The 24,362-nt window shown below is 71.2% G+C and carries 17 protein-coding genes; 10 read left to right on the top strand and 7 right to left on the bottom strand.

What is annotated here, in order from left to right:
• Nucleotides 1–8: 8 nt before the first annotated feature.
• Nucleotides 9–881: an XdhC family protein gene (locus tag FJ108_09935; GenBank protein ID MBM4336221.1), complete on the top strand. Its 873-nt coding sequence runs from the start codon at nucleotides 9–11 to the stop codon at nucleotides 879–881.
• Nucleotides 869–1,315, top strand: coding sequence for an SUF system NifU family Fe-S cluster assembly protein (locus FJ108_09930; protein MBM4336220.1), 447 nt, complete (start codon nucleotides 869–871; stop codon nucleotides 1,313–1,315). The genes FJ108_09935 and FJ108_09930 overlap by 13 nt, the downstream gene beginning before the upstream one ends.
• Here the strand turns inward: FJ108_09930 and FJ108_09925 are convergent.
• From FJ108_09925 to FJ108_09900, 6 genes are all read right to left on the bottom strand, one after another.
• Nucleotides 1,299–2,708, bottom strand: coding sequence for an aldehyde dehydrogenase family protein (locus FJ108_09925; GenBank protein MBM4336219.1), 1,410 nt, complete (start codon nucleotides 2,706–2,708; stop codon nucleotides 1,299–1,301). The genes FJ108_09930 and FJ108_09925 overlap by 17 nt on opposite strands.
• Nucleotides 2,705–3,349 carry a TetR/AcrR family transcriptional regulator gene (locus tag FJ108_09920; protein ID MBM4336218.1) on the bottom strand — a complete coding sequence of 215 codons (645 nt, stop codon included), beginning with the start codon at nucleotides 3,347–3,349 and terminating at the stop codon, nucleotides 2,705–2,707. The genes FJ108_09925 and FJ108_09920 overlap by 4 nt, the downstream gene beginning before the upstream one ends.
• Nucleotides 3,350–3,492: 143 nt before the next feature.
• Nucleotides 3,493–4,641 carry a thiolase family protein gene (locus tag FJ108_09915; protein ID MBM4336217.1) on the bottom strand — a complete coding sequence of 383 codons (1,149 nt, stop codon included), beginning with the start codon at nucleotides 4,639–4,641 and terminating at the stop codon, nucleotides 3,493–3,495.
• Between the two features lie 13 nt (nucleotides 4,642–4,654).
• On the bottom strand, nucleotides 4,655–5,089 hold the full coding sequence (locus FJ108_09910; GenBank protein MBM4336216.1) for a Zn-ribbon domain-containing OB-fold protein: 435 nt from the start codon (nucleotides 5,087–5,089) through the stop codon (nucleotides 4,655–4,657).
• Nucleotides 5,090–5,158: 69 nt separating this feature from the next.
• Nucleotides 5,159–5,707: a J domain-containing protein gene (locus tag FJ108_09905; protein ID MBM4336215.1), complete on the bottom strand. Its 549-nt coding sequence runs from the start codon at nucleotides 5,705–5,707 to the stop codon at nucleotides 5,159–5,161.
• Nucleotides 5,704–7,557, bottom strand: a complete 1,854-nt coding sequence (locus FJ108_09900) for a molecular chaperone DnaK (GenBank protein MBM4336214.1) — start codon at nucleotides 7,555–7,557, stop codon at nucleotides 5,704–5,706. Before FJ108_09900 ends, FJ108_09905 begins: the two co-directional genes overlap by 4 nt.
• Nucleotides 7,558–7,694: 137 nt before the next feature.
• Between FJ108_09900 and FJ108_09895 the strand changes: the two genes are divergently transcribed.
• The 7 genes from FJ108_09895 (at nucleotide 7,695) to FJ108_09865 (ending at nucleotide 15,209) form a co-directional block, all read left to right on the top strand.
• Entirely contained in the window at nucleotides 7,695–8,450 is a 756-nt protein-coding gene (locus FJ108_09895; protein ID MBM4336213.1) for a YebC/PmpR family DNA-binding transcriptional regulator, read from the top strand.
• A complete protein-coding gene (gene ruvC / locus FJ108_09890) occupies nucleotides 8,395–9,054 on the top strand; it encodes a crossover junction endodeoxyribonuclease RuvC (protein ID MBM4336212.1) in 660 nt (219 codons plus the stop codon). Before FJ108_09895 ends, ruvC begins: the two co-directional genes overlap by 56 nt.
• A complete protein-coding gene (gene ruvA, locus FJ108_09885; protein MBM4336211.1) occupies nucleotides 9,051–9,644 on the top strand; it encodes a Holliday junction branch migration protein RuvA in 594 nt (197 codons plus the stop codon). The genes ruvC and ruvA overlap by 4 nt, the downstream gene beginning before the upstream one ends.
• Before the next feature lies 1 nt (nucleotide 9,645).
• On the top strand, nucleotides 9,646–10,656 hold the full coding sequence (gene ruvB, locus FJ108_09880) for a Holliday junction branch migration DNA helicase RuvB (protein MBM4336210.1): 1,011 nt from the start codon (nucleotides 9,646–9,648) through the stop codon (nucleotides 10,654–10,656).
• A complete protein-coding gene (locus FJ108_09875; protein MBM4336209.1) occupies nucleotides 10,653–11,414 on the top strand; it encodes a sulfite exporter TauE/SafE family protein in 762 nt (253 codons plus the stop codon). The genes ruvB and FJ108_09875 overlap by 4 nt, the downstream gene beginning before the upstream one ends.
• Nucleotides 11,415–11,451: 37 nt before the next feature.
• Nucleotides 11,452–14,043, top strand: a complete 2,592-nt coding sequence (locus tag FJ108_09870; protein MBM4336208.1) for a tetratricopeptide repeat protein — start codon at nucleotides 11,452–11,454, stop codon at nucleotides 14,041–14,043.
• A gap of 242 nt (nucleotides 14,044–14,285) precedes the next feature.
• Complete coding sequence (locus FJ108_09865) at nucleotides 14,286–15,209, top strand: UDP-3-O-acyl-N-acetylglucosamine deacetylase (protein MBM4336207.1); 924 nt, start codon at nucleotides 14,286–14,288, stop codon at nucleotides 15,207–15,209.
• Nucleotides 15,210–15,258: 49 nt separating this feature from the next.
• Here FJ108_09865 and FJ108_09860 read toward each other — a convergent pair whose 3' ends face one another.
• Nucleotides 15,259–23,010, bottom strand: a complete 7,752-nt coding sequence (locus tag FJ108_09860) for a hypothetical protein (protein MBM4336206.1) — start codon at nucleotides 23,008–23,010, stop codon at nucleotides 15,259–15,261.
• A 139-nt stretch (nucleotides 23,011–23,149) separates the two neighbouring features.
• Here FJ108_09860 and FJ108_09855 point away from each other — a divergent pair.
• Nucleotides 23,150–24,362: HAMP domain-containing protein (locus FJ108_09855; protein ID MBM4336205.1), on the top strand; the 1,213-nt coding region annotated here is incomplete at its 3' end.

Here is a 24,362-nt window from a genome sequence, read left to right as displayed (position 1 = left end):
GGCGCGCGATGGGAGCCGCCAGCGCCAGCGAGTTCGTCCGGGTCCTCGACGCGCGGCTGCGCGCGGGCGAGCGCGTGGTGGTGGCGACGGTCGTGCGCATCGAGGGCAGCGCCTCCGCGAAGCCCGGCGCGAAGGCGATCGTCGACGAGTCGGGGCGCCTGATCTGGGGCTGGGTCGGCGGCGGCTGCGTCGACTCGGCGGTGCGTGATGTCTCGCGCGAGGTGCTCTCGGAGCGCCGCCCGCGGCTGATCCGGCTCGATCTCGACGACGAGGTCCTCGGCGTCGGCATGCCGTGCGGCGGCTACATGGAGATCTATCTGGAAGCGATGATTCACGACCCCAGGCTGCTCGTGCTCGGCCACGGACGGATCGCGGAGACGATGGCCGCGCTCGGCTCGTCGCTCGGCTTCCACGTGACGGTGAACGACGCGCTCGCGACGCCGGAGTCGTTCCCGAGCGCGGACCTGCGCATCAGCGACGATCCCGAGTACGCAAAGCTCGACTGCGACGGCGAAACCTACGTCGTGATCGCGACGCAGCACCGGAGCGACTACGAGGCGCTCGAGCGCGCGCTGCTGAAGCGCCCCGCGTACGTGGGCCTGGTCGCGAGCCGAAAGCGCAGCGCGCTCCTGCTCGAGCGCTTGCACGAGGACGGGGTGCCGGTCGATCTGCTGCGCCGGGTCAGCTCTCCCGCGGGGCTGGACCTGGGCGCCGAGACCCCGCAGGAGATCGCGCTCTCGATCGCCGCGGAGATCGTGCAGCTGGTTCGCGGCGGCTCCAGCAGCGGCCGGCGGCTCGCGAGCGTCCGCGGGGTCCGGATCGGCGATTCGGGAGTCGAGGTCCCGGAGGGACCGCTCGAGTCGGCGAAGTGCCCGACCTGAGCGACGCTCCGGCCGCGATCGAGGCCCTGTACCGCGAGGTCGTGCTCGAGCACTACCGCAGCCCGCGAAACCGCGCGCCGCTCGAGCGGCCCACGGCCGAGTCGCTGGTCTCCAATCCGGTCTGCGGCGATCAGGTCCGCGTCGAGGTCGAGCTCGATTCCGGTCGCATCGCCGCGGTCTCGGCGCGCGCGCGCGGCTGCTCGATCGCGGTGGCCGCGGCGAGCGTCATGACCGAGCTCGTGGCGGGGCTCGCGCCCGAGGCCGCGATCGCGCTCGGCGAGCAGGCCGCGCGAATCGCGCGCGGGGAGCCCGCGCCGGCGGAGGCCGACGCGCGTCTGCGCGCGTTCGCGCGCGTCGCGGCGCTGCCCTCGCGGCAGCGCTGCGCGACGCTCGCCTGGGAGGCGCTCGGCGAGTGCCTCAAGCCCCCCGGTTGACGTTCACCACCTGGATCTCGGTGAAGCCGAGCAGGCCCCACGAGCCGTTCTCGACGCCGATCCCGCTCCATTTGGCGCCGCCGAACGGGATGTTCGGCGCGAGCGCCAGGTGCGTGTTCACCCAGGCGGAGCCGCACTCGAGCTCTCCGGCGATCTCCGCGGCGCGGTCGCGGTCGCTGGACCAGACCGAGGCCCCGAGGCCGAAGTGGGTCGCGTTCGCGCGCTCGATCGCGTCCTCGATGCGCCGATAGGCGATCACCGGCAGGGCGGGGCCGAACTGCTCCTCGTCGACGAGCCGCGTGCCCTCTGCGATGTCGGCCACGATCGTCGGGGCGTAGAAGTAGCCCTTGTCGCCGATCGTCTTGCCGCCGGTGACGATTCGCGCGCCGCTGGCTCGCGCCTCCTCGACCAGCTCCTTCACGCGCTCGAACTGGGGCTTGTTGTTGATCGGCCCGAGCTCGACGCCGGGCTGCTCGCCATTGCCGACCACGATCGCGTTCGCGAGCTCCGCGAGCTCGTCGACGACCGGCGCGTACAGCTCCTCGGGCACGTACACGCGCTTGATCGCGGTGCAGACCTGCCCGCAGTTCTCGAACGCCGAGGCGAAGAGCTTCTTCGCCACCGCCTTCGGATCGACGTCGCCGAGCACGATGGCCGGGTCGTTTCCGCCGAGCTCGAGCGTGAGGCGCTTCAGGTCCGGCGCGGACGCGGCGGCGACCTTCTTGCCGGTCGCGATCGAGCCGGTGAACGAGATCTTGCGCGGGATCGGGCTCGCGGTGATCCACGCCCCGAGCTCGTCGCCGCCCGAGACCGCGTTCAGCACGCCGGCCGGAAGCACCGGGCGCAGGATCTCGACCAGTTTCAGCGTCGAGAGCGGCGTGAAAGGGGAGGGCTTGATCACCCCCGTGTTCCCGGCGAGCAGCGCCGGGGCGAGCTTCCAGACGCCGAGCAGGAGCGGGAAGTTCCAGGGCGTGATCGCGCCGACGACGCCGAGCGGCCGGCGCCGCACCTCGACGCGCGCGTTCTCGTCGTCCTGGATCACCTCGACGGGAAGCGACAGGGACGCGGTGTACTGGAACCAGATCGCCGAGCCCATCACCTCCATCATCGCCTTCGCGAGCGGCTTGCCCTGCTCCCGAGTGAGCAGAGGAGCCAGCTCGCCGGCGCGCGCCTGGATCGCGGCCGCGCAGTCGAGCAGGCTCTGGCGACGGCGCGCCTCGTCCTTGCGCCAGGCGCGAAACGCCGTCTGCGCGGATTCGAGCGCGCTCTCGAGCTGCGCGCGCGTGCAGTCCGGCGCGCTCGCGAAGACCTCTCCGGTCGCGGGGTTGATCACGCCGAAGCTGCGCTGCGCGGTCTCGGCCTTGCCATCGATCGTCATCGTGAAATCGGTCACGGGTCTCTCCAAATCGTGGGTTGGGTGGACGTGGAACTCGCGCGCAGGCCGTCGCCGATCACGGCGGCGGCCTGACACATTCTTGCGTCGAGCGGATAGCGGGGGTCGCGCAGCCAGTGGCCGAGCGCGGCGACGAGCGTCGCGCACGCGAGCTCGGCCAGGAACGACGCCTCGACGTCGCGGCGAAGCTCCGCGCGGCGCTGGCCTTCGACGACGAGGCGCGAGAGCGCGCCACGCAAGGCTTCGAGACCGCCGCCGGCGCCGTCGACGGGCGCACGCCGGAGCACGCGGAGCAAGAGCGGCCCGAGCACGGTTTGCGCCTCGCGAATGGCCGGCGCGGAATCGGCGAGCGCCAGCTCCAGGTGCGTCTGCGCCCTTCTCTCGGGCGGAAGCGGCCGGTCGACGTGCGCGCGCAGGGTCTCGAAGAGCTCGCCCGCGAGCTCCGCGACCAGCGCGTCCTTGCTCGGGAAGTAGTTGAAGACGGTGGCCGGCGCGACCTCGGCGGCGGCTGCGATCTGCTCGATCGAGGTCGCGAAGAAGCCCTGTGAGGCGAGGAGCCGGCGGGCCTCGGCGAGCACGCGCCGCCGCGTCTCGAGCTTCTTGCGCTCGCGAACGGGCGCTCTCTGGGGTCGTGGCTGCACCAGGTCTCCAAAAAACTTGGAGTCACTCCAAGTTTCCTGGAGGCTATCCCGGCGCCGCGATCGGGGTCAAACGAAACGGGCCGGCCCCGTGAGGGACCGGCCCGAAATCGAGGCCGTCCTGCGGTGCCCGAAGCGGCCTCGGATCAGGTGGAGACCTTCTCCAGCACGTGGATCGCGCAGGCCGAGCCGAGCCCGATCACGTGGGTGAGCCCGACCTTGGCGCCCTGGACCTGGCGCTTGCCGGCCTCGCCGCGCAGGTGCGTGGCGACTTCGTAGACGTTCGCGATTCCGGTCGCGCCGAGCGGGTGGCCCTTCGAGAGCAGTCCGCCCGAGACGTTCACCGGGATCCGGCCGCCGAGGTAGGTCTGCTTCTCGTCGATCAGCCGGCCGGCCTCGCCGTCCTTGCAGATGCCCAGGTTCTCGTAGTGCAGAATCTCGGCCGTCGCGAAGCAGTCGTGAAGCTCGATCAGGTTCACGTCGCTCGGGCCGATCCCCGCCATCTCGTAAGCCTTCTTGGCCGCCTCGCGCGTGCAGGTGTTGACGTCGGGCATGGTGAGATCGCGCTGGGTGAAGCGATCGCTGGTCAGGATCGAAGCCGCGATCTTCACCGCTCGGCGCATGCCGAGCTGGCGGGCCTTCCGCTCCGAGGCGATCACGACCGCGGCCGAGCCGTCCACATTCACCGAGCACATCAGCTTGGTGTTGGGGTAGGAGATCATCTCCGCGCCCATCACCTCTTCGAGCGGCGTCTCGATCTGGTAGCGCGCCTTCGGATTCATCGTGGAGTGCCAGTGGTTCTTCACCGACACCTTCGCGAACTGCTCGAAGGTGGTGCCGTACTTGCGCGAGTGCTCCATGCCGGCCTCGGCAAAGACCGCGGGCATCGTGCCGGAGCCGAGCAGGCCCTCGGTGGGGATGCCCTTGCCGCCGCCTCCGCCGCCGAGCAGGCCCGCGCCCGCCATCTGCTCGACGCCGACGCAGAGCACCAGGTCGTACAGGCCGGCCTTGATCGCGGTCCAGCCCTCGCGAAGCGCCGTCGCGCCGGTCGCGCAGGCGTTCGCGACGTTGATCACAGGGATGCCCGTCTGGCCGATCTGCTGCAGGACGCGCTGCCCGACCATGCCGGAGGCCTGCATCAGGTTGCCGCAGTAGAGCGCCTCCATGTCGTGGATGGAGAGCCCCGCGTCGTCGAGCGCGAGCAGCGCGGATTCGGCGGCGATCAGCGGGATCGTGCGGTCGGAGAACTTGCCGAACTTGATCATGTCGGCGCCGAGAATGTAGACGTCGCTCATCGTTGCCTCCCTCTCAGGCCTTGGCCGGCTGGAAGTAGTAGGTCAGATACTCGTTCCCCTCGCGGTCCTTTCGCGGCGCGATCTTGTAGACCACCTCGACGGACATGCCCATCCTGATCTTCTTGGGATCCGCGTCGATGCCGATCAGGTTGCCCTTCACGGTGCCGCCGCCCTCGAGATCGACGACCGCGGAGATGTACGGCGTCTCGATGCCCGGAAACGAGCGGTACGTGATCGAGTAGACGTAGAGCTCGCCCTTGTCGGCGAGCTTGATCTGCTCGAACTGGTTGCGCGCGCCGCACGACGCGCACACGTCTCGCGCGCCGAGGAACACGGCCTTGCAGCCCTTGCAGCGCTGTCCCTCGAGATAGGGCTTGCCCTGGTCGGGAATCTTCAGGAACGAAACTACCGGGAGCGGCTTCGATTGAGCCGCTGCAGCCTCTGACATCGCACACCTCGACGAGTTTGACCGGGGCGATTCTGCGCCAGGCTTGCGGCGCGGGTCAAACGAGGGGCGCTATTTCGAGGCGGTCTTCGCGGCCTTCAGCTGCTGCTCGAGGCGGTCGAGCTTCTGCCGGAAGGCGAGATTCTTGGGCTCGAAGGTGATCGCGGTGCGCAGGTGGGCGATCGCCTTGGGCAGGGCGCCGCGGCGCTCCTCCTCCTCGCAGAGGGTCAGGTAGCGCCTTCCGTTCGCCGTGGTGCCGCGCTGCTGCTGTACCTCCGTCTTCACCTCGTCCTCGACCTCCTGCGTGAGCCGCAGATGGCCGCCGGTGAGCGCGGAGTCGTAGGCGGCGCGCCGCTGTCGATCGCGCAAGACCAGGTATCCCTCGGTGATCCGGCGCGCGATCCGATCGACCGCGACGCGGATCTCCTCGGGCTGGCCGAGAAAGCAGTCCGGGTGGAAGCGCTTGCGCGCGTCGTGGTAGGCGACGCGGAGCTGGCTCGTGTTCGCGCCGGGATCGAGCTTCAGCAATCGGTAGTAGTCCAGCCGATCGATCACGCGCGCGAGGGCTTTGATCTCGACCGGGTTCATCGTCCTGGACTCTGCAGCGCTCTCGCCGGTCATTCTTCGCCGAGGAGCTTGTCGTCTTCGTCGTCGGCGTCGGGCTCGGCCGACGGATCGCCGCCCAGGAACGCCGGCTGGGAGCGCTCGATCTGGAAGCTGGTCTCGTTCGACGCGTTATCGCCGGCGAGATCTCCCTCGACCCGGCCGAAGAGCTGCGTCTCGTCGCGCTTCTCGAGCAGGTCGCCCATCCCGCCCTCGATCGACGGCTCGTCGAGGAGCACGTCCTCGCTCTCGTCGAGAAGCGGCGCGGGCTCGCTCGCGGAGAGCGTCCTCGCGCCGCCCTCGGCGACGTCCGCGGTGCGGCCGCGGGACATGATCTCCTGGATCTGCTCTTCGGAGAGCCCGCTCGACATCGAGACCGCGGTCGAGGCCTCGGCCCCCGTCTTCGGGTCGCGCGCCTGAACCGTGACGATGCCCTCGGTGCTGATCGAGAACGCCACTTCGATCTTCACCTGGCCGCGCGGGCCCGGCTCGAAGCCCGTGAACTCGAACTCGCCGAGAAGGGTGTTCCCGTCCGCCTGGCGCGACTCGCCCTGATAGATCCGCACGGCGATCGCGTCCTGGTTGTCCGACACGGTCGTGAAAACGCGCGTGTGATCGATCGGCACCGGGCTGTTCCGCTCGATGATCGGCTCGGAGAGCCCGCCGGCGATGCCCAGGCGCAGCGTGAGCGGCGTGACGTCGAGCAGGTAGCTGCCGGTCTCGGAGTTCACCAGCGACGCCGCGTGGATCGCCGCGCCGATCGCGACGATCTCGTCGGGATTGATGTCCGTCTCCGGCTCGCGTTGGAAGTAGTCCTGCACCGCCTTGCGGATCGAGGGCAGCCGAGTCGGTCCTCCAACCAGGATCACACCGTTCAGGTCGCGCACCGTGAGCCCGGCTTGCTGCATCGCCTCGTCGCAGACCTTGAAGGTGCGCAGGATCAGATCGCGCGTGAGCTTGTCGAACTCCTTGGCGCCGAGCGTGTACTCGAGCGGGATCTTCACGCCGTCGCGCTCGATCAGATCCGGGATCGAGATCTGCGCCGACTCGCTGGTCGAGAGTCCGACCTTCGCCGCCTCGGCCGCCATGCGCAGCTTCGCGAACGCGTAGGGATCCGAGCGCACGTTCACGGAGTGCTCGGCCTGCACGCGGTCGGCGAGCAGGTCGATCACGCGATCGTCGAAGTCGTCTCCTCCGAGGTAGGTGTCGCCGCACGTCGCGAGCACTTCGAAGACGTCCTCGCCGATCTCGAGGATCGAGACGTCGAACGTGCCGCCGCCGAGGTCGTAGATCACGACCTTCTGGCGCAGATCCCGCCCGAAACCGTACGCCAGAGCCGCGGCGGTCGGCTCGTTCAGGATTCGCAGCACGTCGAGGCCGGCGATCCTGCCCGCATCCTTCGTCGCCTGGCGCTGGTTGTCGTTGAAGAACGCCGGCACCGTGATGACCGCGCCCGAAACCGGGTGGCCGAGCGCGAACTCGGCGGTCTCCTTGATCTCCTTCAGCACGAAGGCGGAGATCTCGGGAAGCGAGAACTCCTCGTCGCGGACCTTGATGCGCACGCCGTGGTTCTCGCCCGGCACGATCTCGTAGCGGCAGACGGCGCGGGCCTTGCGCACCTCTTCGCTGAAGAAGTACCGCCCGATCAGCCGCTTGGCCGACGAGACCGTGTGCTTCGGATCGAGGATGATCCCGGCCTTGGCGCCATTGCCGACTTCGATCCGGCCGTCCTCGCGAAACGCGACGACCGAGGCGATCACCTGCTCGCCGGCCCGATTCGCCAGCACCTTGGGCTTTCCGTCGATGATCGCGCAGACGCACGAGTTGCTGGTGCCCAGGTCGATGCCGATGGTGACGTCTTTGCTCATTCGAGTCCCACGCGCCGGCGTGGCGCGGCCATGCGCATCCCATCGGCAAGGGATCCCGCCGGACTGAAATGATTGACCCGGCTTTGGGCCAGTGTTAACCCCTCGAATCGCTCGGGCTCCCGGGAGGAGGAAATCGCATGTCCGGTCACTCGAAATGGGCGACCATCAAGCGCAAGAAGGGCGCTGCGGACGCCAAGCGCGGCAAGCTCTTCACCCAGCTGATCCGCGAGATCAGCATGGCGGCGAACCTCGGGGGTGGCGATCCCGACGCGAATCCGCGCCTGCGCCTTGCGATGCAGAAGGCGCGCGGCGTGAACATGCCGAAGGACAACATCGAGCGCGCGATCAAGAAGGGGACCGGCGAGCTCGAGGGCAACCAGATCGAGGAGATCCGCTACGAGGGCTACGGCCCCGGCGGCGTGGCCGTGATCGCGGATACCCTGACCGACAATCGCAACCGAACGGTCGGCGAGCTGCGCTTCATCTTCAGCCGCTTCAGCGGCAATCTCGGCACGAACGGCTGCGTCGCGTACATGTTCGACCGACGCGGCGTGCTCGAGTTCGACCGCGGCTCGGTCGACGCCGACGCGCTGATGGAGGCCGCGATCGAGGCGAACGCGCTCGACATCGTCGACGAGCAGGAGGCGCTGCTCGTGCAGACCTCGCCCGAGAGCTTCGAGGGCGTCAAGGCCGCGCTCGAGGGGCGGGGCTTCGCGCCGGCCCGGGCGTCGATCCAGATGGTGCCGAGCTCCACCGTGACGATCTCCGGCAAGAACGCGGAGCTCATGCTCAAGCTCTACGAGGAGCTCGACGGGCACGAGGACGTGGCCGCGGTCTATGCGAACTTCGACGTCTCGGACGCGGAGCTGCTGGCGGCGGCGAGCGCGGGCTAGGAGCCCGAGCGGAGCTCGGGCGCGCGAGCCTCGCTGGTCGCAGCGCTTCTGTGTAGACTCGCGTCGGTCGTCGGTTCGGCCGGGGGGTCGAGTGCGGGTCCTGGGAATCGATCCGGGCTCTGTGGCCACGGGCTACGGCGTGGTCAGCGTCGAGGGATCGACGCTGCGCAGGATCGCCGGCGGCACGATCCGAGCGCGCGGAGAGACGCTCGCGGCGCGGCTCGCGCAGCTGCAGAGCGAGCTCGCAGGCGCGATTGCCGAGCTCGCTCCGGAGTGCGCGGCGATCGAGTCGATCTTCAGCGCGCGCAACGTTCGCAGCGCGCTCGTGCTCGGCCACGCGCGCGGCGTAGCGCTGGCGACCTGCGGAAGCGCGGGGCTCGGCGCCGCGGAGTACACCCCCGCGCAGGTCAAGACCGCAGTCACCGGCTACGGACGCGCGGACAAGTCGCAGGTCATGCGCATGGTGCAGCGCCTGCTCGGCCTGACCGCGCCGCCGCCGAGCGACGAGGCCGACGCGCTCGCGATCGCGATCTGTCACGGCATGAGCGCGCGACTGCGCGCGCGCGTCGTCGCGCCCGCTCGCGGCTTGGTGCGCGCGCCTTGATCGCGCGGCTCGAAGGCGCACTCGTCGAGAAGAAGCCCGAGGGCGTCGTGCTCGACGTCCATGGCGTGGGCTACGAGGTGCGCGTGCCGCTCTCGACCTTCTTCGAGCTGCCCGACGAGGGCAAGACGGTCCGCCTGCAGATCCACACCCACGTGCGCGAGGACGCGCTCCAGCTGTACGGCTTCGGTTCCGAGCTCGAGCGCGTCCTGTTCCGGCTGCTGATCGCGGCCAGCGGCGTCGGCCCGAAGCTCGCGCTCGGGATCCTCTCCGGTCTTCCCGTCGGCCGGCTGCTCACCGCGCTGCGCGCCGGGGACGTCGTCGCGCTCACCAGGATCCCCGGAGTCGGCAAGAAGACCGCCGAGCGACTCGCGATCGATCTGCGCGAGAAGGCGCTGGCGCTCGAAGCCGTGTCGAGATCGGAGCGTGCGGCTGCCCCCGAGGCGTCGGCTGCCGCCGAGAGCGCGCTGGTCAACCTCGGTTACCCTCGGCCGCATGCGGAGCGCGCGGTGCGCCGCGCGCTCGAGCTCGCGCCGGAGGGATCGAGCCTCGAGACGCTGATCAAGGAGGCGTTGCGTGCCGCCGCGGGATGAGATGCTCCGACCCGACGTCGCTGGCGTCGAGCACGGGATCGAGGACAGCCTGCGGCCCGCCACGCTCGACGAGTTCGTCGGCCAGGACGCGCTGCGCGAGAACCTGCGCGTCTTCATCCGAGCGGCGCGCGAGCGGGGCGAGTCGCTCGACCACGTGCTCTTCTACGGCCCACCCGGTCTGGGCAAGACGGCGCTCGCGCACGTGATCGCGCGCGAGATGGGGGCGCCGCTCCGCGTCACCGCCGGGCCGGTGATCGAGCGGGCAGGGGACCTCGCGGCGATCGTGACGAACCTCGAGCCCGGCGCGGTGTTGTTCATCGACGAGATCCACCGCCTCGCGCCCGCCGTCGAGGAGATCCTCTACCCGGCGATGGAGGACTTCAAGCTCGACCTCGTGATCGGTCAGGGGCCGAGCGCGCAGAGCGTGAAGATCGACCTGCCGCGCTTCACGCTGATCGGCGCGACCACGCGCGCGGGACTGCTGGGCTCGCCGCTGCGCGATCGCTTCGGCGTGATCGCCCGCCTGCAGTACTACCCGCCGGACGATCTGGAGCGGATCCTCGCGCGCAGCGCGCGCATCCTCGGCATCGCGACCGAAGCCGGCGGCTCGCACGAGATCGCGCGCCGCTCGCGCGGGACGCCGCGAATCGCCAACCGCCTGCTGCGCCGGGTGCGCGACTTCGCGGAGGTCGGCGGCGAGGCCGGCGTGTCGCGGGAGCTCGCGCGCTTTGCGCTCGGCCGGCTCGAGGTCGACGACGCGGGCTTCGACCGGATGGACCGTCAGCTTCTGCTCGCGCTGATCGAGAAGTACGCGGGCGGGCCGGTCGGCCTCGACACGCTGGCGGCCGCGATCGGCGAGGATCGCGGAACGATCGAGGACATCTACGAGCCGTTCCTGATCCAGGAAGGTTATCTGGACCGCACGCCCCGCGGCCGCATCGCGACCCTGCGCGCCTACCAACACTTCGGTGTGACACCCGCGCGCGACGCCCGGCAGGAGAAGCTGCTCTGACGCTTCCCGCCCCGGGGGAGATCGCGATCCTCTTCGGCGCGGGGATCGTGGGCGGGCTGATCAACACGCTGGCCGGGGGCGGGTCGTTCCTGCTGGTCCCGCTTCTCGTGATGATGGGCCTGCCGGCGACGGTCGCCAACGCCACCAGCCGAGTCGGCGTCTTCGCGCAGTCGCTCTCCGCTGTCGCGGGCTTCCGACAGGAGGGATTTCGCGATCTCGACACGGCCCTGCGCATCCTGCCCGTGATGCTCCTCGCGGCCTGGCTCGGGGCTGTGCTCGCATCGAGCCTGGACGACGAGCTCTTCGCGCGCGGGTTCGGCGCGGTGATGCTTCTGGCCCTGCCTCTGATCCTCTGGAATCCGCGGCCGCCGGCGGGTGTCGCGGAACGCGCTCCCCTGGCGCCAGCTGTCCAGCACGCGATCTACTTCGCGATCGGGCTCTACGGCGGGGCCATCCAGGCTGGGGTCGGCATTCCGCTCACGCTCGCGCTCGTCGGCGTGGGCCGGCTGGACCTCGTGCGGGCGAGCTCGGTGAAGGTGGCGATCAACACCGCCACTACCGCCATCGCGCTCGCGCAGTTCGTCTGGGCGGGAAAGGTGGTCTGGGGCCACGGCCTGCTTCTCGCGGTGGGGATGGCTCTGGGCGGCTACGCCGGCTCGCGCATCGGCGCACGCGCGGGGGACCGGCTGCTCCGACCCGCCCTCACGGTCTGCGTAGTCCTGCTGGCGATCCGCATGCTATTGGGCGGGAGCGGGTAGCCTCAACGTCGGGCCGCTTTCGGACGATCTTCTAGCCGTGCGCAAGCGTCTGCGTGTCATCGCCCTGCTGCTCGCGATCCCCCTGGCCATGGGCGGAGTCGCGGGCGTGGTGCTCGCGCGCGGCGGCGACGGGCTCGCCGCCGGGCTGCGTGCTCGCGCGAAGATCGAGACCTCGGAGCGCGGAGCCCAATCCGCGGACGAGGCTCTGAGCGCGGGGCTCGCGGGCGCGCAGATCCTGCGCCTTCCGGTTCTGCACTTCGGCATGCTCGGCGCGGCAGTCGTACTTGCGGCCTACGCGCTCGCTCCAGCCTTCCGCGGCCGCAGGCGGGGACGGACCGCGAAGAAATCCGCAAGCCCCAAGGCCGCAGCCCTGGCCAGCGCCGCCGAGACGGACCTCAGCGCGCCGTCGGCAAAGGAGTCCAAGCGGATCCTGAAGCAGGCGGCGCAGATCGAGCAGGATCAGGGTGCGGAGGCCGCCGGCGAATTCCTCCTCGGGCGCAACCTGAAGGAGGAGGCGATCGAGATCTTCCTTCGCGCCGAGCTGCTGGGCCGAGCGGCCGAGGTCCGTCACGATCAGAACCGTTTCGACGAGGCTGCGGATCTCTACAAGAAGCTCGGCAAGGAGGAGCACGCGGGCCGCATCTACGCGCAGCTCGGCCGACACGAGGACGCGGCGAAGTGCTACTTCGCCGCCGGCAAGTTCTCGGTCGCGGGCGACATGTTCGAGCGCGCCGGGAATCACCGAGAGGCCGGCAAGTGCTACCAGAAGATCGGCTTCCACCGGCACGCCGCGCAGGCTTTCCTGAAGTCCGGCGCCGACGCGCTCGCCGCCGAGAGCCTGCTCTCCGCCTTCAACGAGGAGGGCGGCGTCGCTGGCGCGAAGAGCGAGCAGAAGGCCAAGGAGATGCGCGGCATCGCCAAGAAGGCGGCCGAGATCCTGGTGAAGCTCGAGCGCTTCGACGAGGCCGAAGCCATGCTGGTGCGCTCCGAGGCGTTCGGACCGGCGGCCAAGATTGCCTTCCAGACCGGCAACTTCAAACGCGCGGCCGAGCTCTTCCTGCGGGTCGGGCGAGGCGACCTGGCCGCCAAGGCGCTCGAACGCCTCGGTGACGCCGTTGGCGCGGCGCGCGCGCTGGGTGAGTACCTGCGCGACAAGGGACAGGAAGCGGAGGCCGTCGAACACCTGAGGAAGGCCGGCGAGCACGCGGCGGCGGGCGATCTCTACCGGAAGCTCGGTCGCTATGGCGAGGCCGGCGTCTGCTACCGCGACGCCGACGACTTTCCGGCCGCCGCCGAGGCGTTTCGAGCCGCGGAGCAGCTCGAGCCGGCCGCGGAGGCGTATTCGCGCTGCGGGAAGTTCGCGGAGGCCGCGGAATCCTACGCGCGGGCCGGTCGCGCCGATCTGCAGGCCGAGATGCTCGAGAAGGCGGGCGACACCTTCACCGCCGGCAAGCTCTACGCGGAGCAGGGCAAGGCCGACGGAGCGATCCGCCTGATGCAGCAGATTCCTGCGGACAGCCCGAACTACGGCGAGGCCTGCTCGATCCTGGGGCGAATGTTCCAGGAGAAGGGCATGCACAGCCTTTCGGTCAAGAAGTTCACCGAGGCGACCGGGTCGCAGACGATCGCGCGAAACAGCGTCGATGCGTTCTACGAGCTCGGCCGCGCGCACGAGCGACAGGGCGATCTGGTGGGCGCGATCGAGATCTTCGAGCGCATTCTCTCGTTCGACTACCACTACAAGGACGCGGCGGCTTGTCTCGAGCGCTGCAAGGGGATGGTCGCCAGGCAGAGCGAGGACCTGCCGCCGCTCACCGCGCCGACCGCCCCCGCTCCCGCCACCAGCCGCTACGAGATCGTGCGGGAGCTCGGGCGCGGCGGGATGGGAGTCGTGTACCTCGCGCGAGATTCAGTCCTCGAGCGCGAGGTCGCGTACAAGGTTCTGCCCGAGGGGCTGCGCGAGAATCCGAACGCGCTCAAGAACTTCCTGCGCGAAGCGAAGGCCGCCGCGGCGCTCAACCACCCGAACATCGTCACCGTCTACGACGCCGGAGAGTCCGAGCACGGCTTCTACATGGCGATGGAGCGGGTCGAGGGCACGACGCTGAAGGAGATCCTGCGCCAGCGCGGACCGGTCTCGGCCAACGCGGTGGTCTACATCCTGCGGCAGATGGCCTCCGCGCTCTCCTACGCTCACGGGCGCAAGGTCGTGCACCGCGACATCAAGACCGCGAACACGATGTGGACCGCGGAGCGCCACGTGAAGATCATGGACTTCGGCCTGGCCAAGCTCATGGAAGAGGTGCGCAACGCCACGACGATGATCTCGGGCACGCCCTTCTACATGTCGCCGGAGCAGACCCTGGGACGCGACGTCGACCACCGCACCGACATCTACTCGCTCGGTGTCACGATCTTCGAGCTCGCCACCGGTGAGCTCCCGTTCCAGAAGGGGAACGTCCCCTATCACCACGTCCACACCCCGCCGCCCGATCCTCGCGACGTCAAGGCCGATATCCCCGTGGGGCTCTCCCAGATCATCCTGCGCTGTCTGAAGAAGGCGCCGGCCGAGCGCTACCAGACGGCGAAGGAGCTGATCGAGGACCTCGACCGGCTGGCGAAGGCGTGATAATCGCGTCACGTCGTAATTGAAACGTCACTCTCGATCCGTGTCAGGTGCGACACGATCGCCGGTCGCGGCTTGGCGAAGCCGGGGATGTGCTCCAAATCACAAGTGCGATCGAGCACTTCTGAATCCGGAGCCGAACCGCCGGCTTTTCGAGGCAACTGGCACGCAGGTTGCTTTTGGATGGGCATCCCTGTGGGGGGGCCCTTTGCCGGGCGCCTTGGGGCGGATTTCGGGGGGTAGTCGTGCTTAGAGGCGTCGAGCATACGATCGCATCGCGTGTGCAATGCACCGGAATCGGGCTGCACACCGGCGAGCCGGTCGATCTGGCACTGCGGCCGGCAGCCCCCGGAACCGGGATCTTGTTCGTGCGCACCGACCTCGAGAAGCCGACGCGCTTCCCCGCGCGTGCCGAATGGGTGACCGACACGACGCTCGCGACGACGCTGGGCAACGAGGGCGCGAGCCTGTCGACGATCGAGCACCTGGTCGCGGCCCTGCGTGGAATGGGCATCGACAACTGCACGGTCGAGGTCTCCGGGCCCGAGCTTCCGATCATGGACGGCAGCGCCGGCTCGTTCGTCTACTTGATCCAGCAGGCCGGTGTCCGGCCACAGGCGCGAATGCGGCGCCGGATCGTGATCCGCCGCCCGATCGAAGTCCGAGACGGAAATCGCTGGGTTCGGGTGCTGCCGTCTCGAGACTTCAAGGTCTCCGTGGAGATCGACTACTCCCATCCGGTGATCGGCCGCCAGGCGCTCGAGAGCTGGGTGATCAGCCCGGAGCTCTTCGCGCGCGAGATCGCTCCCGCGCGAACCTTTGGCTTCCTGAAGGACACGCAGCGCTTGCAGGCGATCGGCCTCGCGCGCGGAGGGTCGCTCTCGAACGCGATCGTGCTCGACGAGACGCGCGTGTTGAACACCGAAGGCCTGCGCTTCCGAGACGAGTTCGCGCGCCACAAGGTGCTCGATCTGATCGGAGATCTCGCGCTTCTCGGAGTGCCCCTCCAGGGCCACGTGAAGGCGGTGCGCGGCGGCCACAAGCTTCACCAGGCGCTGGTCGCCGAGATCCGCGCGAATCCGAGCTGCTGGACGCTCGAGACGCCGAGCAGCGAACGCGAGCCGGCCCGCGAAGGGGCGGTGCTGCAGCCCGTCCCCGGCCGCGTCTAGCGCCTCGCGTCCCTCGTCGCTCGCGAGGTCGCACGCTCGAGCGTGACGATCAGAGTCCGAGCGAGGCGATCGTGGCGTTTCCGAGCCGGAGCAGGAGCGCCCTGGCGGGCGGGCAGAGCTGGATTCCCGCCGCGAGGTCCCCGTTGCTGCGCAGCTGCAGCTCGGCCGTCGCGGGCCAACACTCGGTGAGCTCGAGCAGCAGCTCGCGTAGGTCCATCGCGCTCGTGGCGACCAGTCGCGCGGCCGCTTGCGCCAGAACCTCGGCGCGCCAGACCTCGGGCTCGAGCGCGCGAAGCAGCTCGGCGTCGACGCTGCGCATGACGCGCTTCAGGCGACGGCGTGCCCGCCGGCCGAGGTCCTCGCCGGGCTGGCCCGTGTCCTCGCCCGGCTGACTCCAGGCGTTCTTGAGCACCTCGTCGGGAAGACCCCAGGAGCTGCCGGCGATCGCGGCGACCTCGCGCTTCAGCCCGAACGAGAGCTTCGGGATACCGGCTCCGTCCGCGCCGCTTGCTGGCTGGGCGCCTGCCTCGGCAAGGGCCAGGAGGAGCTCGCTCGCCGCCGCGACGCTCGAGTTTCCGGCAGGACCGAGCTCGGCGAGCAGCATCTGCGGCGCCGCTGCGGTCCCCGATGCGGGCGCGAGCGCCTTCAGCACCGCAGAGCAGGTGATCTGCGCGCGCTCTCGCTTCCAGTGCTCAGCGATGCGCTCGAGCGCGCGCCAGGAGCTGCGTCGCGCTGGATTGGCCGCCAGCAGCTCGCGGTGTGCAGCGACCGACTCGCGGTGCGCAGACGGATCGAAGGCGGTCGTGTCTGCGAGCGCCTCGCGCGCGCTCGAGCGCAGCGGGTTGCACTCGAGCGCGCGCCGGTAGCAGCGCTGCGCGCGCTCGATGTCCTCGAGTGGCCCCGCGTAGGCGCGACCGATTGCCTCCCACAGCTCCGATTCGACCGTGCGTTCCGGGTGGGCCACGTCGAGCGCGCGCTCGAGCAGCGCCACCGCCTGTCGCCAGTCCTCGAGCTGGCCGAGCTCCGCGGCGAGGAGTCGCGCGGCGGGGAGGTGGGCCGGGTCGCAGCCGAGCGCTTCGATCGCGAGCCGCGCCGCGTCAGCGCGGCGGCCCAGTGCAAGATCGGCTTCCGCGGCGAGCCAGAGGATCGCGCCGCGCGCGCGAGGCGACCGAACGCTGCAGAGGGCGCGCTCTGCGAGCGCGAGCGTCGAGGCCGGGACGTCGTCGGCGCGCGACAGATCGAGAAGCGCGGTCCACGCATCGTCCGGCGCCGCGTCGGTCGCGGTGATCGCCTCCAGACGCGCGCGCGCGCTGGCGCGATCGCCCGCCGAGAGCTCGAGAGCGGCTGCGCGCACGCGCAGCCGCGAGGCGAACTCCGCAGGCGCCTGCTCGCTCCAGGCGTCGAGCTGCAGCACCGCGCGCTCGGTCTCGCCCAGACGCTCGAGAAGATCGACGGCGCGCGCCCGAGAGACCTCGTCCGCGGGCCGGATCGACAGTACCTCTTCGAGAGCCGCTGCGGCGCGATCGAGCTGCTGCAGGCCTTCGCAGGCCTGGGCGAGCTTCACGAGCCGATCCGCGTACTCCTGCGGCGCGAGATCCGAGCGGCGCAGGCGCCGGTCGATGCTGTCGCGCGCCTTCTCGTAGGCACCGAGCCGCAGGGACTGGATCGCGATCGCGTCGAGGGACTCCGGGTGGTCGGGCTCCTGCTGAAGCGAGAGCTCCAGGTAACGGTACGCCTCCGCCTGGCGCTGCTGCTCGGCCGCGGCCCGCGCGGCCGAACGCGCCACTGCGGCGAGCCGCGGAGCTTCCGGTGTACCGGGAAGGAGCGCGGTGGCCAGCCCGTGGCTTCGCTCGGCCTCGGCCCAGTCGCCGCGGGCGAGCGCGAGCTCGCCGGCTCCGAGAAGCGCGGGAAGGTGGCTCGAATCGCGCTTCAGCGCGGCCCGGTACAGCGCCCCGGCTCGCGCCTCGTCGCCAAGCCGGTTTCGCGCGATCTCCGCGCCGCGGGTGAACCAGGTGGCGGACTGGACGGGCGACGCCTCGAGCTCGGCGAGCTCGAGCACGTCCTCGAGCTCGCGCGCGGGATCGCAGAGTCGTGCGTTGACGCCGGCGCGGAGCTCGAGCGCCTCGATCAGGTGGGGCTCGCGAGCGAGCGCGCGATCGCAGGCCTCGCGTGTCCGGCCGGGATCGTCGAGCCTCTGCATCGTCTCGCGCGCGAGCGCGAGCCAGCTTGCGCCGGTGGCGAGGTCTCCGACCTCCGTCAGCGCCTTCTCGCGCTGAGCCAGCGACTCGGAGTGTCGACCGAGCTCGGCAAGCGCTGCCGCGAAGCGCTCGCGGTCGTCCACGCGCAGCGCCTCGCTCGCCTCGATCGCCTCGAGCGCGTCGCAGGCGAGCACCGCGTCGCGAAGCTCGTCCCAGGCGATCCTGGCCAGTCGGCGCAGCAGAGCGGGCGCCTCCGCTCGTGTCGCAGCCTCGACCTCTTCTCGAAGCAGATCGCGGGCGCGTTCCCAGGCTCGCGCGCGTTCGAAGACCCGCCGCACCTCGCGCACCATCGAGCGCTGCCCGCGCGCCAGCAGGAGCGCCTGCTCCGCCGAAGCGATCGCCTCGGGCGCGGCGTCGTCGCGGGCCGCGGCGAGCTGGGCGAGTCTCAGCCAGCGGTCGGCGGCCTGGGGGCCGCGCGGCTCGACGTCGAGCAGCTCGCGCAGCGAGGCGGCCTCCTCGCTGTGCTGATCGAGGTGGGCGCAGAGTTCGGAGCGCAGATCGTGCGCGCCGTCGAGCCGAGGCGCGAGCGCGAGCGCCCGATCGACGTCGTCTAGCGCCGCGCGCGCGTCGGCGAGCGAGCTCCAGCGCAGGCGGCTCGCGTCGAGCCAGAGGCGTTCGGCGCCGGCGGGGCCTGTCGCCGCGAGCCGCTCGAGCGCATCGGCGCGACGCGCCTCGTCGCCGGGCCTGCGCAGCAGCTCGCACAGCCCCTGGAGCGCGGCGGAATCGGCGGGCGCGCGCAGCAGCACGCGCTGCCACGCGGCGATGGCCTGGTCGGTCGAGCCCAGCCTGCGGCCGAGCCGCTCCGCGATCTCGCGTTCGAGCGAGGCCCGCTCCGCTTCGGGCGAGAGCCCGTGCACGCGCTCGGCGAGCGCGCACCACTCGGCGTCGCGGCCGAGATCGCGGTAGAGCTGCAGCAGGCGGAGCATGCGCTCGAGCTGGGCCGGGCGCGCGGCGCTCGGATCCGAGTCGATCAGCATGCGCATCTGGAGCGCGGCCTCTTCGCGCAGCTCCGGATGCGACGAGAGGAGCTCGATGCGCTCGCGCTGGTGACGCGCGCGCTCCTCGGGCGCGGCCTCGGGATGGCTGGCCAGCAATCGCAGCACGTCCACGCGCTCGGTGGTGCGGCCGAGGCGCGCGAGCAGGTCGCTCTGCGCGCGCAGCCAGCCAAGCCGCGGCGCACGCCTGCCGGCCAGAGCGCGCGCGAAACAGGCGCTCGCGTCCGCGAGGCGCCCGCTCTCGACGAGCACCTCGCCCCCGGCGGCTTCGAGCTCGGCGCGCTCCTCGGGATCGGTCGCGATCGCGAGCAGGGCGAGAATCGCGTCGAGACGTCCGCTGGCCGTGCCCACCGATCGCTCGAGCGCGAGCCGGCGGGTCAGGTTCTCGTCCGTCCCCGGCGTGAGCGCGTTCAGCTTGCGCAGCCAGAGAAGCTCGGCCTGCGCGTCGCCGCGCCGAGCTGCGACCGCGGCCGCTTCCGCGGCGATTCGAGCTCGCGAGGCCTCGGCTTCGAGCGGGAAGCGCGAGGCGAGAAGCTCGGCCAGGCGCGCATCGTCCCGCGCACCCCGCGCCAGCGCTTCGAGCGCCGCGAGCACCTCTCGATCGCGGGAGACGAGCTCGTGGGCTCGACACAGAATCGCGTAGGAGGGTTCGGTCTCCCCGGCGCGAAACAGCGCCAGGCCCAGGTCGCGCAGCTCGTCCACAGGGAGCGCGCCGGCCAGGCCGTCGGCGAGCAGCGGGCGGAGCAGGGCCAGCTCGGCCTCGGCGTTGCCGAGGGCGCGCGCGGCCGCGAGGCCTCGCGGGCGAAGCGCCGGGTCGTTGGCGACCTCTCGCTCGACGAGCGCGAGCGCCCGCTCGCGGTTCGCGAGCGGACCTTCGTAGAGCCGCAGCAGCTCCCGCGCGAGCACGGCACGTTCGGCGGCCGAGGCGGGGCCCGACCCCGCGAGCGTGCGCTCCAGCCCGTCGGCGAGGGCCTGCGGGGTTCCGAGCTCACGCAGCAGCGGGATTCGCGCCGCGATCAGATCCCCGTCGCCGGGATGCGCCGCGAGCACCCGATCGATCAGCTCGAGGCGCGACTCGGGAACGTCCCCGTTGCGCTCGAGCGCGCGGAGCCAGCGCCGGAGCCAGCGCACGCGATCGGCGCCCTCGCAGGCGTCCACCCGCTCCGCGCAGAGTCGCGCCTGTCCGACCGAGTTTCCGGCGGCGTCGAGAGCTCTGAAGAGCAGCTCGTCCAGCGCGGCGTCGCTCTCGTCGGCGCGGCTGCGGCAGTCGACGAGCGTCTCGGCGGCCAGGCTGGGCTGGCCGGCCTCGAGCTGGAGCCCGGCGAGCTTGGCGGAGAGCGGCTTGCGCTCGTCCGGCCGAAGCGCCGGCTGCGCGAGGCGCTCCGCGAGCAGCCTGCGCAGCGGCTCGCCGCGACCCGACGTCTCGTAGATCCTGGCGATGCGATCGAACGCGTCCGCGTCGGCCGGATCCAGTGCGAGCAGCCGACCCAGCGTCTCCTCCGCGCGCGCCGCGCTGCGGACCGATTCCGGTCCCTCCGCGAAGAGCTGCGAGAGCTGGAGCAACGTGCTGCGGCGCTCCTCGGCGTCGGGCGTGGACTCCGCGAGCCTCGCAAGAGCCGCGGCCTGCTTCTCGGTGGCCGAAAGCGACGCGCAGAGAGCGGCGACCAGGCGCAGCTCGTCGGAGCCGAGGCGAATCGACGCTTGCGCCCGCTCCAGGTCGGCGAGCGCGCCGGCGGGATCGCGCAGCTTCTCCGCGAGGAGCCGTGCCCGGTCGATCCAGAGCGCTGCGCGCAGCGCGGGATCGGAGCTTCGCTCGATCAGGTCGTCGAGGAGCGCCCGCTGCTCTTCGCTCGATCCGTGCTCGCGCAGCAGTCCGAGCAGAACCGAGCGCACCGCGTCGCCCGCTTCGCCCTCGTGGAGGGCGCGCGAAAGACAGGTGATCGCCTCGCGCGGGCGGCCCGCCTGCTCCTTCAGCGCGGCGAGTCGGAGCCGCAGGGCCGTCCGCTCGTGCGGGTCGACGTGCGCCTCGCGCATCTCGAGCCAGGACTCGAGCTCGTCGCGGGCACCGGCGGCGTCGAGCGCGCGCGCGAAGAGGCTCTCGAGTCGGCCGTCGCGCGTCGGATCCGCGAACTCGCGCAGCGCCGCCACGGCATCCGGCGCCCGCTGCAGGCCTTCGAGCAGCAGCCCGGCCTGGCGGTGTGCCAGCTCCCGCCGACGCGCGGGGTCGCGCTCGTGGGCGAGCCGAAGCGCGAGCACGTCGCAGAGCTCCTCGATGCGATCCTGCTCGGCCAGGAGGCTTTCGAGCAGGTCTCCGGCATCCGCGGATTCCGGAGCGCGCTCGAAGGCGGGCTGAAGCACGCGACTCGCCTCGCTCAGATTTCCGAGCTCGGCGAGCGCGCGTGCGAGCTCGAGCGAGAGCGCGATCGGTGCGGCGCTACCGGCGCGATCGAGCGCCGCGCGCAGCTCGCTTGCGAGCTCCGGAAGGTTTCCGGTGCGGCGATGAAGCTCGATCACCCGCCGGCGCAGCTCTGCGTCGTCGGGAGCGCTCGCGAGTGCGCGGCGATACCAGAACGCAGCTCCGCGCGGGGCGTCGGCCGCGGGTCTGCCGAGAGACAGCTCGGCGAGTCGCAGGCAGACGAGCGCGTGGGCGGCCGGCGTCGCCTGCAGCAGCACCTCGAGACCCTCGAGCGCCGCGGCCTCGCCTTCCTCGTCCGAGGCGCCCCGGGCGAGCTCGGCCTGCAGCCCGAGCGAAGCCGGAGTCGGTGCCAGCGTTGCCCAACGTGCGACGGCCGTGCGGGCGCGCGCGGCATCGCCGAGCTCGAGCGCCGCGCGCGCGAGCAGCTCCAGAAGCTCCACGGCCCGAGCGTCGGGCGGCTCGAGCGCGAGCTCGAGCTCGCAGGCCGTGATCCTCGCGCCCGGCTCGCGAACGTCGCCTGCCAGCGCGTCGATCCCGGCGATCGCAGCCGCGCAGGCCGGGTCGGATTCGAGCGCGGCCTCGAAGCTGCGCCGCGCCGCGGCAGGCTCCGCGAGCCGATCCGTCTGCAGCTCGGCGAGCTCGCAGAGCAGCCGCGCGCGCTCCGCACCGGCGGGCGCGCTCTTCGCGATCTGCTCCAGCAGCGAAGCGAGCTCGGCGAAGCGCTCGCCCTTGCGCAAAAGCTCGCGAAGCTGGGTGGACGCTTCCGCGTGCCCCGGCACCTGCTCCAGCGCGCGGCGGTAGGACGCTTCCGCCCCGGCGAGATCGGCAAGCGCGCTCAGGTGGAGGTTGCCGAGCTCGACGATCGCGTCGGCGGCGGCCTCGTTGCTGTTCGCCGCCGCTGCGCGCCGCTCGAGCACCTCGGCGCGCTCGCCGTGGCGGCCGAGCCTCGCGAGGCAGCGCTCGAGGATGGCGAGCGATTCGTCGTCGTAGGGGTCGCGCGCGAGAAGTCGCTCGAGCCACTCGATCGCTTGCTCGGCGCGCCCTTCGCGCTCGTGCAGGACCGCGATCTCGAGCAGGCGCATCGGCGAGTCGCCCTCGATCTCGACGAGTCTCTCGAGCGCCTCGAGCACGCGGGGGGTGTTCGCGGTCCTGCGATGGACGCGCAGTCGGAGCTTCTGTACGGCGGCGCTCTCCGGCGCGATCCCGTTCGCCTGCTCGCACCAGTGCTCCGCCGCCGCGACCTCGCCCGCCTCGTCGAGCTGGAGCGTGCACGCCTCGAGCGCGAGGCGCACGCGCTCCGCCGGATCGCGGACGAGCGCGAAGAGGGCGCTCTGCAGCTCTCCCACGCGGCTCACGTTGGCGGCGCTGCGCTCGAGCTCGATCAGCCGCTCGAGCGGCGCGCGCCGCTCCGGGAACTCGCGCAGCAGCGTCTCGAGCAGCTCGCGCGCGCGGGTGCTCTCGGCGGCGGGCAGGAGCGCGACGATCTGCTCCAGCGCGTCCGCGCGCGCGGCGCCGGCGAGCGTCGGCAGACGTCGCTCGAGCGCTCCGATCGCGTCGGCCGGCTCGGACGGTCGTTCGGCCATGGCGGCGACTCCGGCCAGCGCGGCCGCGCAGCCGGGATCGAGCTCGAGCGCGGCCTCGAAGCGCCTGCGGGCTTCGGCCGCGTCGCCGACGCCGCGCCAGAGCTCTCCGATCTCGGCCAGCAGCCGCGCGCGAGGCTTGGCCTCGAGCGATTGCGCCTCCTCCAGCTCCGCGAGCTGCAGGGCGCTGGTCAGCTCACCCGAGCGCGTGAGCAGCCGGCGCAGCGAGGAGAGCGCGCTCGGATTTCGCGGCTGCACGCGCAGCAGCTCCTCGTAGCGCGCACGCGCGGCGGCGGTATCACCGATGCGGTCGGCCAGGACGTTCGCGAGTCGGCCGAGCAGATTCGCGTGTTCGTCGCTCGGGCTCGCGAGCACGCCGAGCCGGCACTCGTACACCCCCGCGAGCTCTCGCCACGAGCCGGCGAGGAACAGGTGCTCCTCCAGCGTGCGGAAGGCACGGCCATCGGTCGGGTCGGTGGAGAAGCTCTTCAGGAGTCGCGCGATGCGCTCTTCCTGGTCCGCGGTCGCCGGATTCTTTGCGCGCGTTTGCACCTCCGGCTCTTCGGAATCCGGCCCGCAGCGCTTGACGGAAGTCACCTGCAAAGCGGCGGGTTTTCGTGGGCTTACGATCCGGCCATGCGCGCTTCTCCGCTTGAGCCGATCGGCTTTGGTGCGTTAGCGTTGCGTCGGCTTGAAAGCGGCACGAAACGGCTCGGAGCAGAAGATCGACGAGCGCCCCGGCCTGCCCGCGCCGGAGCGGCGGCGGCGGCGGCGCGACTGGCGCCTGGCGGCGCTCGCGTTCGTCGTCGTCGCGGTGCTGCTGGCGGTCGAGCAGGCGCTGATCACGCGCTCGAAGCTGCTGCCGATCGGCAGCGACACGCTTCTGCTCGCTCTGGTGCACGCGAGCGTCATCCTGATCGGGCTGCTGGTCTTCCTGCTCGCGCGCAACGCGGTGAAGCTCTTCATCGATCGGCGCACCGGGCGCTTCGGCTCGCGGCTGAACGCGCGCTTCGTGATCTCGTTCGTCTTCGCGACGGCGCTGTCGTCGTCGGCGCTCTTCGTGCTCTCGGCGCTGCTGGTGTCGCGAGCCGTCAACATCTGGTTCGAGTTCGAGCTCTCCGAGAGCCTGGGGCAGTCGGTCGAGGTCGCCGACACCTACTACGCCGAGGCGGAGCAGTCCTCGCTGTTCTTCGCGCGCCGGATCGCCGGCGTGCTCGGCGAGCGCGACCTGCTCCGAGACGGGTCGTCCGCCGCGCTGCAGCGCCTGGTCTCGGAGAAGCAGGCCGAGTACGGCCTGGGCGTGGTCGAGGTCTTCGACGACAAGCTCGACGCTCTCGCCACGGCGACCCACCCCGAGGTTGCCGTGGTGGCGTTCGAGGCCGCCAGCTCCGCGCTGATCCGGGCCGGGCTCGACGGCGAGGAGCGCAGCGTCGTCGAGGGCGCGGGCCCGGGCGAGCTGGTGCGCTCCGTGGTGCCGGTCCGCCGCGACGAGGCGGGCGAGATCGTCGGTGTGGTGGTCGTGAACCGCTTCCTGCCCCGCGCGATCGGCAAACGCGTCTCCGCGATCCGCGCCGCCCGCGAGGCGTACGAACGGCTGCAGCCGAACAAGGGCACGTTCCAGGGCAGCATGCTGATGCTGCTCGCGATGGTGACGCTGGCGAGCGTGCTCTTCTCGTCCTGGATCGGCTTCCGGCTCGCCAAGCAGGTCACCGAGCCCATCGAGCGGCTCGCGTTCGCCACCGCGGAGGTCGGCGCGGGAAATCTCGACGTGCGCGTGCAGCAGGGTGGACGCGACGAGATCGCGCAGCTCGTGGCGGGCTTCAATCGGATGGCGACGGATCTGTCGCTGAACCGCGAGGATCTCGAGCGCCGCCGCGCGCAGATGGAGATCATCCTGCGCGGGG

This window comes from Deltaproteobacteria bacterium (assembly GCA_016875225.1).
Classification (GTDB): Bacteria; Myxococcota_A; UBA9160; order SZUA-336; family SZUA-336; genus VGRW01.
Note: the sequence above shows the minus strand (reverse complement) of the source record. Positions and strands in the feature narration are given on the sequence as shown.